This is a genomic window from Chloroflexota bacterium (assembly GCA_034717495.1).
Classification (GTDB): Bacteria; Chloroflexota; Anaerolineae; order JAAEKA01; family JAAEKA01; genus JAYELL01.
The window spans coordinates 1-11448 of record JAYELL010000069.1; the positions used below are offsets into that span (position 1 = coordinate 1).

Here is an 11448-nt window from a genome sequence, read left to right on the forward strand (position 1 = left end):
CGCGGGGAGGGGGAGACACGGGGAGGGGGGACGCGGGGAGGGGGGACACGGGGAGGGGGGACGCGGGGAGGGGGAGAAGGGCGACATTCTGACATTCCGACACTCCGACATTCGGGCTACGCACTGGATCGACTCCAGCGCCCAATTTCGTCAGGTTGAGAATCGCTGGAATACCCTATACGGCACTTGACGCCCATGGTCGTTTATGATACACTGCTTCTGTTGCAAGTGGGCAACTGGAATGCCCTTTGGGAGATAGAATACCATGTATCGACCCTGAGCCTCTCAGGTTCAGCCCTTCATGACAGCCCGTCTTTTTTATCCAACCCAGCTTTGGAAGGAGATCCACAATGAAAGCCCGACTCTCTACGGTAATTATCCTCGTCGCCCTGCTGGCACTGACTCTCAGTCCCAGCGCCGGGGCTGCGCCACCAAACCTGCAGACCCCAGACACGATTGAGGTAGGCTTCCTGGTCGATGGCTCAGGCAGCATCGCACCGCCCAATTTTGTCATTATGAAAAACGGCATTGCCGCCGCCATTGAAGATACCAACTGCGTTCCCCATGATGGCACCCTGACTCTATCGGTCATCCAGTTCTCCCGGTCAGCCCGAGTGGAGGTGGAACCGGTGGTTATCACATCAGCCAACGCCAGTAGCGTGGGCGATCAAATTCGTAACATGAGCCAGATGGCCGACGCCACCAATTACGAAGCTGCCCTCAACCTGGCTGTCTCAACCATGCTGCTGACCACTGACTATTCAGCCATCAATATTACTACCGATGGTCTGCCCACGGTCGGAATTATAGATCCCGAAGTGCTCCGCGCCATTCCAGAAAACGCAGGCATCGACGAGATGGATGTTGAGGGTATCGGGGTTCCGGGCGATGTAAGCTTCCTGCAGAACCTGGTCTATCCCCAGCCCTTCTCGATGCACCCACCAACCGCCTGGCCCCCCGACGCCCCAGGCTGGGTCCGCCTGATCGACGACTTCAGCGACCTTGAAGCAACCATCTGCGAGAAGTTCACGGTGCTGATCGCGCCCACGCCTGAACCGACGGATACCCCTGAGCCCACGGCGACGCCAACGAATACACCTGAGCCCACGCCCACCGCAACGGCCGAACCTACGGCGACTCCCGAGCCTACGGCGACTCCCGAGCCGCAGCCGAGCCCGACGCCTGTTCCGGAACCCGCCACCATTGCCCTGCTGGGCTCCGGCCTGGTCGCCCTGGGCGCCTATCTGCGCAAACGCCGCGGCGAGGATGATATCTAGACAACCGTTAACGCTGACGCTGCTTCGTGCAGCTTAGCCTGAACCTAACTCTAATGCGTGGGGCAGACGCACCAGTTGTCTGCCCCACGTCCTTCTTTTATGACAGAATGACAGTGATCTTGAGATTTAATGGTTAAGTCCTGGCGATCCACCAATGCCCTGCTACCTCTCCTGGTAGCACTTTTTTTCCTGGTGTTGACCTTGCCGGTCTGGCGCTGGCTGTGGGGTGAATGGTGGAGCAACGAATACTACAGCCACGGCATTTTGATCCCGGCGATTTCCCTCTTTCTGGCCTGGCGCCGGCTGAAGAACGAACCGCCAACCGCCTGGTCCCTGGATCAGGGTGACAGCAAGGGCATGATCCTCCTGGTCAGCAGCCTGGCCCTCTATCTCTACTTCATGTTCGACCGGGCCTATTTTCTGGCAGCCTTCGCCATGATCGCCCTGATCGCCGGCCTGGTATGGACCTTCGCAGGCGCCACCGTTGCCAGGCAACTGGCTTTCCCCATCGGCTACCTGGCATTTATGGTGCCCCTGCCCTTTACCGAGCAGGCTACCCTTCCTCTGGCTCAATGGACAGGCCTATGCTCCGGTGCCCTGGTCCAGTTCCTTGGCCTCGACGTGACCATCGTTGGCTCCCAGGTAACCCTGCCCAACGCCGACCTGGTGATCGGCGCCCAATGCAGTGGAGTCAACTCGCTGATCGCCCTGCTGGCCCTGACGACCCTGTTAGCCTATCTGTTGGACGGCCCCTGGTGGGGACGAATAGCCCTGGTGCTTCTGTCGATCCCCCTGGCAATGTTGGGCAACATTCTGCGTGTTTCCAGCCTGATGTTCGTAGCGCGGCAATTCGGAGCCGAAGCCGCTTTCAACTACTATCACGACTATTCCGGCCTGGTTTTTTTCTTTATGGTATTCCTGTTGATGATACCCCTGACGAGACTGCTACAATGCAAAACAGTACGGCCCGAAGTATTATAGTCATCGGTCTGCTGGCGCTTGCCGCTGGCGCCCTATATCTTTCGGGGCAGTTCGGTGCCGTGCTGGGCCAGGGCGATGTGGATGGTTTCGCCCTGGTGGCCGATATCGACTATTGGCAGCGCACGCCCCGGGAGCAACAGGTCGCAGCAATATCCCCGTTCAATCTCGATCACGACCTGAACGAAGTGCCGATGACCGTGGGCGACTGGCAAGGCAAGGACATTGCGCAGAGCAATATCGGCGTGTACATCGTATTGGAACCGGAGCAATATGTGGAGCGGCAGTACTTCAACCCGCAAGGCCAGTATGTCTGGCTGACCATGATCGGGGGGCGCAGCTCCCGCACCTTTCATCCGCCCGAGTCCTGTTACGACTCCTACGACTGGCAGACGGAGTTAAGCTCCTATGCAGTGCCCCTTGAGAATGGCCAGCTTCATGGCATGTTGGTCAATGCCCACAAGGATCCATGGGACCAGCTTTCCTTCTATTTTTACCTTTTCCCCGATCGCAACAGAGATCCGGCCGATGGAATCGTGATCTTCCGGGTAACATCACCCCTCTATGACAGCGTCGACGAGACCATGGCGCTGCAGGGCGAATTCATCCGCCACTTCTTCACCGACTCCCGGCCTACTGGAGGTATTTGATGCGGCCAAAGATCTGGATCCCGGTATTGGTGGTGTTCGCTTTGATCGCCGCAGCCTGCGGCTCGAACTCAGCAGAGACGGGCGGTAGCGTCATTGCCACAGGATCGTGCAGCCTGGAGCTGCCCGCTGACCTGTCTGACGAGCAGGTGATCTGGTCGCTGATCGCCGCCGAAAGTGAATACATGGTCGGCCAGAAGATCGATGAGCTGATGCGCCTTTGGTCCGGCAATGCCCTGATCACCGATGTCGGGAACACACCTGATGACAGAACCGACGATCAGACCTGGAAGGGGCAGGACGCCATCCGCTACCGCTATGTGCGCAACATTTTTCCCAGCGCACCCATGCTGGCCGCGCCAGACGATCTGAACATCCATCTGATCGGCGCAGATCGGGCGGAGGTCACCTCGACCACCAGGATCAACCTTGAAACCTCACCCGCCGGCGATCGCTGGGAGTTACTGAAGGACAACGGATGTTGGTACCTGGACCGTCTGGAGTACAATCGCGAGCTTCAGTAATCGGGCACACGGCATGGTGAGAATCCAGCAGCGCCGCCCCGATCGGGGCGGCGCTGCTTTTTGTCAGCGAGAGGTCGATCTGGCGGCGGTTTTTATGACCCTGATTGCACCTCCGCCAACACCTGGGGATAGAGCGCCTCCAGTTTGTGGAAAAGAGGCGCCAACTTCATGGCTCGAAAGATATTTCCTTTCACATCGACCTTGCCACCGAAAAAAGCTTCCCGGAGTCCCAACTCACCCAGCCAGATCTGATGGAGGGTTTCAGCCTCCATGCTTAGATCCAGATCTGCCCGGCCAGGCACGGGACCATAGGTCACCGTCGGTGGGTTGCTCTTTCCGTCCAGGTATATTTCCGCTGGCGGATCAGTGGAGCGAAACCGGATTGTCATCTTATTACGCTTGAACTCTGCTTCGACCTCAGGGTCCTGGATCGCCTGGTCGAACAGTTTTTTTGCGACAGCATAAAAGCTGTCGGAATCCTGATAGAAAGCCACGTTATCTCCTTACTGAACGGAAGTCAGAATGGGAACAGGAAATTTCGTAGGTCCGGCTACCAGCCGGACGATCTGGTATACCAGAGATGTCACGCTGATAGCGATGACCTACAAAACTCACGCTCTCAAATTAACTTCTGTATTGACTATATCTTTCGATAGTTGCGCGCGATAAATGCAACATTGGTAACCATAGTCCTGCATCCTAATTCTGGTCCTCATCCGGACCGTAACCGCGACGGGTCCACCAGCCCAGCACGGCAGTCGCCACACCCAGGCCCGACAGACCGGCCGGCCACACATCGGACATGGCGCTGCCATCCGCGAGTTCACCTGTTTCCGCGGCGCTCTGTTGTGCTCGTCGAATCTCCTCAAGCCGATCGGGGTTAGCCCGCAGTTCGTCAGCTATCTCCCGCCTTTGACTCAGATCCTCCTCGGTCAGATATCGAGTGAAGCTGCGCAGCCCCACCTGTTTGAACTGGTGCTTCTTGAACAGTCTGTCGATCTCCAGAACCTGGTCCATCCTGACCTCGCGGCCCAGTGTGAAATCATCGAAGCGACCCTCCATGGCCAACAATGCGGTTTCCGCCAGGCTGGCCTGGACGATGCCAGGTGGCAGGTCAAAGCCACTGGCGATTTCGACATCGCCGGGCAGACGGATCAGGGCACCCTGCACAACCAGAACATCGGGACGCAGTCTCGCATCCTCGGGTGCGATATTCGGGGAGCGGGCCAGATCACAGATTACGGTACCAGGTTTGCAGCGGGTAATATCCAGAACGCGGGGAGTTGGTGAGGGTACCGTCGCGACAATTAACTCAACCTCCTCCAGGTGATCGTCGACAGTGGTGGAGATAAGGATCACGGCTTCGGGATTCTCATCTTGAATCTGGCGCTTCAGGGCAATCAATGCTTCCGGTCGTGACGCGACCAGGATGAGCCTGCCGGTCGATTGTGCCAACAGACGAGCGCTAACCTTGCCCACCGCTCCGGTCGCGCCGAGGATCATCGCTGCCGAGCCGGAAAGGTCGTCGGCGCCCATGAGATTGACGGCTCGCGCAGCCTGCTCAAGCGTCGCAACCAGGGTCAGGCTAAAACCACTGGTAATGCCGATATCAGTTCGCTGAGCCACCGCCGCGTCGGCATCACCGATCACGGATGAGAAGGCGCCGGAGCCCATGATCCTGGCCCCCATGCGTTCGGCCAGGTCGGCCGCTTTGATCAAACGCCGGGAGCAAAAAGAGGGGTCGCGGCGCAACAGTTCACGCGGGGTTGCCCCAAGTGTTAACAACACACCTTCTACCTTTTGTCCGCTGGAAGGTGATTGGGCGCCCCGGATCAGACCCACGTAGACGGGGGGAATCTGGGCGGCAGCTGGCTCGACCAGGCGGTCAGGAAGGTAACGGGTGACGCGAAAGTTGGGGTGTTTGCGCAAGGATCCAACATCGGGAGGATAGAGGACAAAGGCGAAGCGGTTCACCACTTCCGTCTCTCGCTGAAGATTCACGACCGCCGGTTCCCATACCATGTCGGCAAGGATGTTGAGATAGGTACTTTCTGACAAAGGAGCATCGGCATCTGCACGCAGGGCAGCCAAAATCGCTTCCATCACGCTGGCGGAAAGCCGGGCAGGTTCCCGATTGGCGGCACCAACCACACCGTCGTTGGAAAGGGTTGGCATCGTCGTGATAAGCTGTTCGACGCCCCGTTCCCGCAGCGCGATGATATCTTCCTCGCTGGCCGCTTCTGCAACGACCGCCTTGCCTTGCAACGCAGTGGGCGCGTGGCGACGAATGGTGTTCATGTCCCCGGCAAGAATATCGGCCCACTCAAAAGGTGTCGTATTCCGCGGTGTCCGCGGCTGTCCGGGGGGCGGCCACAATTGGCGGGGGCTTACCTGGCAGAGTTGTTGCAAAGCCCGGCCGGCGTAGCGGTCAAGGCCCGATGGATTTCCTATGGCATTTGGCAGGTTAAAGAAAATCAGGCTGTCGGCGTAATGAACATCGTTGGTATATCGGCGGACTTCCTGGGCAAACCCGTTGTGGTTCATACCCGGAACCATAAGCACGTGCTTGCGACTGAAGGTGCCAGGATAGATCTCGCTTACAATGCGTACGGCCCAGGGTTCTAGCACATCGCGAAGCCCCCCGCCATCGACGACCGGAGCCCTGCCCGGGGTTTCGAAAATCGCCTGCAAATCCTTGTGAGTGGCGCGACGGCTGCCTATCTTCAGTGTTCCGGCCATGCCCTCCAGAGCAATGGCAGCCACCTCCGCATCATTCCCGGCAATCCACTCCCGTACCTGATCCAGGTCAGTCGCTGTGACGCGACGAATCCGCACGTCGTGGTCAAGGAATCGCACCTCGTGGATCTCTTCAGGCACCGATCGTGCGCCGAGTCGAATGGCAAGGATATTTATAGTCATATTGTGCATCGATCGAAGTCATTATACGGCTGGGCAGGCAACCCGTCAAAATGCCTCACCCGACGGCGTTTTCTTCGCACCTGATCAGGAATGAGCCCTACTGCTGAAAATGATGAGGAGTGGTATGATAATCAGGATGTCAGCGTCTCCCTGGATGGTTGTTTTCAATCTCTGTGTTAGTTGACACACCCCGGGGCTTATGCTAGACTGCAAAAAGAAGCTCGAATCGTTGGCGGGACTGACTCTTTGAGAAGAATCACCCCCTATTGTTGACCATAAAAAACCCTGTAAAGATACGAAACTGTTGGTGAAAACAAATGGGCCAAGGTTCCATGCGGAATGGTTTGCTTTATCTGATGTTGCTGGTCATCATCGCCGTATTCCTGTTCAGTACGCTGCAACAGGGACGGGAGGAGGTGAATGAGTTACCGATCAGCCAGGTAGCAGCCGATATCCAGGATGGCAAAATTGAAAAGATAACTGAAAAAGATGGCGAGCTCGAAATCCTTTTTTCAGGCGGCGACGAGGCTGAGATCGCAAGCTCAAGGATCGAGCCCAACGCCGGTCTTGTAGAGACCTTGAACACACTGGGCGTATCTGACCAGGACCTGGCGCAGGTGGCGCTGGAATTTCAGGGCAGTACCGCCTGGGAGAATTGGGCGCCAATCCTGGGGGCCTTTCTTCCGATCATTCTGATCGGTGCCTTTTTCTTCTTCATCTTGCGGCAGGCACAAGGTGCAGGAAACCAGGCTTTTGCCTTTGGCAAGAGCAAGGCGCGCATGTTCACCGGTGACAAGCCCACCGTCACCTTCGACGATGTGGCCGGCGCCGAGGAATCGAAAGAGCAACTGCAAGAGGTTGTCGAGTTTCTCAAGGAACCACAGAAGTTCGCTGCCCTCGGTGCCCGCATCCCCAAGGGTGTGCTTCTGGTCGGCCCTCCCGGTACCGGCAAGACCCTCATGGCCAAAGCCGTCTCCGGTGAAGCTGGGGTGCCCTTCTTCTCCATCTCTGGTTCCGAGTTCGTCGAGATGTTCGTCGGCGTGGGTGCCAGCCGTGTGCGGGACCTCTTCGAACAGGCCAAGCGCAACTCGCCCTGCATCATCTTCATCGACGAGATCGATGCCGTGGGCCGCCACCGCGGCGCCGGGCTGGGCGGCAGCCATGATGAGCGGGAGCAGACACTGAACCAGATCCTGGTGGAGATGGACGGCTTTGACACCGATACCAATGTGATCATCATTGCCGCCACCAACCGGCCTGATATTCTGGATCCTGCCTTGCTGCGCCCCGGCCGTTTCGACCGCCGGGTCATTATGGACCGGCCAGATGTCAGGGGGCGGGAAGCCATACTCCTGGTACACATGCAAGGCAAGCCGTTGGCCGAGGATGTCGACCTGGAGGTGCTTGCCAGAGCAACCCCTGGTTTCGTCGGCGCAGACCTCGAGAACATGGTCAACGAGGGCGCAATCCTTGCCGCTCGCCGAAACCAACGCCACATCGGCATGAACGATCTCACCGAAGCGATCGAAAGAGTCGCCATCGGTCCGGAACGCAAGGGCCGGGTCATGTCCGACGATCAGAAGCAGGTTATTGCCTACCATGAGGCAGGCCATGCCCTGGTTCAGCACAAGCTTCTCCATACAACGCCGGTGCTCAAGGTGACCATTGTGGGGCGTGGCATGGCTGGCGGTTACATGTGGCCGCTCGGTAAGGACAATATGTTGCGCAGCCGTACCGAAATGGAAGAGGAGATCTCGGTTGCTCTGGCTGGCCGGGCCGCCGAGGAGATCGTATTCGGCCAGGTCACAACTGGCGCTTCCAACGATCTCGAACAGGTCACCAGCATCGCTCGACGGATGGTAACCATGCTGGGCATGAGCGATCGCATAGGCCCGTTGACCTACGGTAAGAAAGAAGAGATGGTCTTCCTGGGTCGTGAGCTCGGTGAAGAACGCAATTACAGCGACCAAATTGCCGAGGAAATCGATCGAGAGGTCCAGCGCATCGTGGCGGATGCCTATGATCGTACAAAAGAGATCGTCACCAATTACCGCGATCTCCTCAATAAGATCGCTGACCAACTGATCGAGGTCGAAACCCTGGACCAGTCCGCCTTTCGAAACCTGGTCTCCACCTGATCAGTTTTCACTATGACGATTGAAACGCGCTGGCTGCCTGGTGGCCGGCGTGTTGCGCGCCCGCAGGCAATGTCTTTCCGTCCTACCCCCCTGGCCGTTGGATTTATTCGGTCGATCCAGCCATGAAACTCGTTGGAGTCTTGCTCAAAATCAATCATGATCTACGCCACCACCACTGGATGGCAGCGCCCCTGGATCGCTGGATGGCTATCGCAACGGTGGTAATAGCTGGCCTGATCGCCATCCGTTGGCTGCCCGGCGGCATCAACGGCATAACCATCTGTGGCATTCTTCTTTTGATCATGCTCGTCGCCCAGTCCATTTCAAGCCGGCTTCAGTATGTGATCTTCAGATCTGAGCAAGAAACTCTCCCTGTCAACCCCAACGGTGATACCCTGGATCCAAGTGACAAACAGCTGCTGCGCGTGACCGGCCTTTTCGAGGTTGAAGGCAAGAAAGAAAAGTTTACAGAGCTCCTGGCCTATTTCCGCAGCTTCGAGACCCGGGAACATGCGCTAATGGCAATAGTCCCCCCTTCCAGTGTGTTGCTCTTCGGCAACTGGCCCGATCACGAGATCGGGATGTGGTACATCTTTTTCAAGAACAGCGAACTGCGACGCATCGAACCGGGGATGCTGATCTTTGGTACATCGCAACGCCCCGCATTGCGTATCGCCGTGGAACAAGATATCCCCCCAAACTCCTCTCCAATGGATGTCTGGGGTGGCTACCGCAACGGCAAGAAAAAAAAGCCGAAAGTTCGCAAACAGATTCTCTTTTTATCTTTCGAAAGTGAGGTGGAGCGTCAACTGATCCTGGAGGATCTGTTGGCGGACGCGGGTGAGTTGGTGTACGGGGGTTGAGGAGATGTCTTTATGTCAAGAGGCAGAGGAAGCATTGGTAGTCGCCCTTACGCGGCAGTTGGGTTCGCGGCCCGGAAACCAGGGCAAAATGCATTTTGGCCCATGTGGAACAATTGTGTACAATTACACTGTACGTTGCTGTGATGGATCAGAAACGATCCGCAGTACAAGCTTCCCCATCGCTGCTTTTCCATCATCAAAGGGAAACTCATTTTGCCTGGCGCAACAAGCGCGATAGTTGCCCGGCCATCGGCAAGGATCCTGTCCTTGTTTCGGGAGGTTCTGATGCAGTATGCCAACCTGTCAGGCGCTGAAGCGTTGACCTTCGACGATGTGCTGTTGGTACCGGGATTCGCCGAGATATTGCCCTCAGATGTGAACCTGGACACGCAACTGCACCCGAAGCTGAATCTCAGGATTCCTGTGTTATCGGCAGCCATGGACACGGTCACTGAATCTCGCATGGCGATTTCCCTGGCCAGACAGGGCGGCATGGGGGTGGTTCACCGCAATCTGACCCCCGATGACCAAACCGCTGAAGTCGACAAGGTGAAACGCTCCGAGGCCGGCATGATCGTCGATCCCATCACCTTGGGTCCCGACAATACTCTGGCAGAAGCGGAAGCTATCATGTCCCGCTATCATATCTCCGGAGTGCCGATCACCGACGGCGCCAAACTGGTGGGAATACTCACCAACCGAGACGTGCGCTTTTCCACCACACCCGAGGCGCCCGTCCGGGAATTCATGACCTCGGAAGGCCTTGTCACGGCACCAGAAGGGACCTCCCTCGAGCAAGCCAAGGCAATCCTTCACGAACACCGCATCGAGAAGTTACCGCTGGTTGATGATAATAACCTCCTTCGCGGCCTGATCACCTACAAGGATATCCTCAAGAAACTCGACTATCCCAACGCAGCCGTCGACGAAAGAGGGCGGCTTCTGGTAGCGGCGGCCGTGGGGGTAGGAGCTGATCTGGACGAACGGCTTGAAGGTCTTCTGGACGCGGGTGTGGATGCCGTTGCCGTCGACACAGCCCATGGCCACTCCCAGCGAGTCCTCAAGGCCATCCGCCGTATCAAGATGATATCGCCCGACCTGCCAGTTCTGGCAGGCAATGTTGTCACCGCCGAAGGAACCGAGGCCATGATCGACGCTGGCGCCGATGTGGTGAAGGTAGGCGTAGGTGCCGGTTCGATTTGTACGACCCGGATCGTGGCCGGCGCAGGGCTGCCCCAGGTTACGGCAATTGCTGAATGTGCCAGCGTGGCCGGGCCTCGCGGCATACCCCTGATCGCCGACGGCGGCATCAAGTACTCTGGCGAGATTGTCAAGGCCCTGGCGGCCGGCGCCAACGCGGTCATGTTGGGCTCCCTGCTGGCCGGACTGGAGGAATCCCCGGGGGAACTGGTGATCTACGAAGGCCGCCGTTTCAAGGAGTATCGTGGCATGGGTTCCATGGGCGCGATGAAAGGGCGGGCACGGGATCGTTACGCGACCGGTCAGGATTCCACCAGTCGCATGGGGCGCGTCGGAAAACTGGTGCCCGAAGGTATTGAGGGCCAGGTGCCCTACAAGGGCAACCTGGCGGCCTACACCTTCCAGCTGATGGGTGGCCTTCGGTCAGGAATGGGCTATGTGGGCGCAACCGATGTCGCCGATCTCCAGCGCAAGGCCCGCTTTATCCGCATTACCAACGCCGGACTCGTCGAGAGTCATCCGCACAGTATTATAATTACCAAGGAAGCGCCCAACTACCCGGGACAGGCCCAGAACCAGTAAGGCCGCGCAACGAAGACGGCTTCCAGAAGACGGCTTCCAGAAGACCGCTTTCAGAAGACCGCAGACCGCAGACGGCGGACCGCTTCCAGAAGACGGCTTCCGGAAGACGGCTTTCAGAAGACCGCAGACGACAGACGGCGGACCGCTTCCGGAAGACCGCTTCCAGAAGACCGCTTTCAGAAGACCGCAGACGGCAGACGGCGGACCGCTTCCAGAGGACGGCTTTCAGTGGTCGGCGGTCATCGGTCGGCGGTCATCGGTCCGCGGTCCGTGGTCATCTGCCGCGGTCATCACGAGGGGGGAAAGATAGCCATGGCCTA

The 11448-nt window shown here is 57.9% G+C and carries 9 protein-coding genes; 7 read left to right on the forward strand and 2 right to left on the reverse strand.

Going from position 1 to position 11448, the window contains the following annotated elements:
• Positions 1-350 precede the first annotated feature (350 nt).
• The 4 genes from U9R25_13215 to U9R25_13230 all read left to right on the forward strand — a co-directional run bounded on the left by U9R25_13215 (position 351) and on the right by U9R25_13230 (position 3426).
• Entirely contained in the window at positions 351-1277 is a 927-nt protein-coding gene (locus U9R25_13215) for a VWA domain-containing protein (protein MEA3336867.1), read from the forward strand.
• A 129-nt stretch (positions 1278-1406) separates the two neighbouring features.
• Positions 1407-2258, forward strand: coding sequence for an exosortase/archaeosortase family protein (locus tag U9R25_13220; GenBank protein MEA3336868.1), 852 nt, complete (start codon positions 1407-1409; stop codon positions 2256-2258).
• Positions 2228-2905 carry an exosortase-associated EpsI family protein gene (locus tag U9R25_13225; protein MEA3336869.1) on the forward strand — a complete coding sequence of 226 codons (678 nt, stop codon included), beginning with the start codon at positions 2228-2230 and terminating at the stop codon, positions 2903-2905. Before U9R25_13220 ends, U9R25_13225 begins: the two co-directional genes overlap by 31 nt.
• Complete coding sequence (locus U9R25_13230) at positions 2905-3426, forward strand: hypothetical protein (protein MEA3336870.1); 522 nt, start codon at positions 2905-2907, stop codon at positions 3424-3426. Before U9R25_13225 ends, U9R25_13230 begins: the two co-directional genes overlap by 1 nt.
• 92 nt (positions 3427-3518) lie before the next feature.
• On the opposite strand, the gene U9R25_13235 is transcribed toward U9R25_13230, so the two are convergent.
• Together U9R25_13235 and U9R25_13240 are read right to left on the reverse strand one after the other, a co-directional pair.
• Positions 3519-3920, reverse strand: a complete 402-nt coding sequence (locus tag U9R25_13235; protein MEA3336871.1) for an SCP2 sterol-binding domain-containing protein — start codon at positions 3918-3920, stop codon at positions 3519-3521.
• 205 nt (positions 3921-4125) lie between these two features.
• The gene (locus U9R25_13240) at positions 4126-6345 is read right to left on the reverse strand and encodes a serine carboxypeptidase (protein ID MEA3336872.1); all 2220 of its coding nucleotides are present in this window, start codon (positions 6343-6345) and stop codon (positions 4126-4128) included.
• Positions 6346-6662: 317 nt separating this feature from the next.
• On the opposite strand from U9R25_13240, the gene ftsH reads away from it, so the two are divergent.
• From ftsH to guaB, 3 genes are all read left to right on the forward strand, one after another.
• On the forward strand, positions 6663-8483 hold the full coding sequence (ftsH, locus tag U9R25_13245) for an ATP-dependent zinc metalloprotease FtsH (protein MEA3336873.1): 1821 nt from the start codon (positions 6663-6665) through the stop codon (positions 8481-8483).
• Between the two features lie 122 nt (positions 8484-8605).
• Positions 8606-9346 carry a hypothetical protein gene (locus U9R25_13250; GenBank protein ID MEA3336874.1) on the forward strand — a complete coding sequence of 247 codons (741 nt, stop codon included), beginning with the start codon at positions 8606-8608 and terminating at the stop codon, positions 9344-9346.
• A 285-nt stretch (positions 9347-9631) separates the two neighbouring features.
• Positions 9632-11128: an IMP dehydrogenase gene (gene guaB / locus U9R25_13255; GenBank protein ID MEA3336875.1), complete on the forward strand. Its 1497-nt coding sequence runs from the start codon at positions 9632-9634 to the stop codon at positions 11126-11128.
• Positions 11129-11448 lie beyond the last annotated feature (320 nt).

What these genes read in the sequence shown, in the direction of transcription:
- guaB (MEA3336875.1), top strand. Translation starts at nt 9,632, where the DNA reads ATGCAGTATGCCAACCTGTCAGGCGCTGAAGCGTTGACCTTCGACGAT.
- U9R25_13230 (MEA3336870.1), top strand. Translation starts at nt 2,905, where the DNA reads ATGCGGCCAAAGATCTGGATCCCGGTATTGGTGGTGTTCGCTTTGATC.
- ftsH (MEA3336873.1), top strand. Translation starts at nt 6,663, where the DNA reads ATGGGCCAAGGTTCCATGCGGAATGGTTTGCTTTATCTGATGTTGCTG.
- U9R25_13240 (MEA3336872.1), bottom strand. Translation starts at nt 6,345, where the DNA reads ATGACTATAAATATCCTTGCCATTCGACTCGGCGCACGATCGGTGCCT.
- U9R25_13215 (MEA3336867.1), top strand. Translation starts at nt 351, where the DNA reads ATGAAAGCCCGACTCTCTACGGTAATTATCCTCGTCGCCCTGCTGGCA.
- U9R25_13220 (MEA3336868.1), top strand. Translation starts at nt 1,407, where the DNA reads ATGGTTAAGTCCTGGCGATCCACCAATGCCCTGCTACCTCTCCTGGTA.
- U9R25_13225 (MEA3336869.1), top strand. Translation starts at nt 2,228, where the DNA reads ATGCAAAACAGTACGGCCCGAAGTATTATAGTCATCGGTCTGCTGGCG.
- U9R25_13250 (MEA3336874.1), top strand. Translation starts at nt 8,606, where the DNA reads ATGAAACTCGTTGGAGTCTTGCTCAAAATCAATCATGATCTACGCCAC.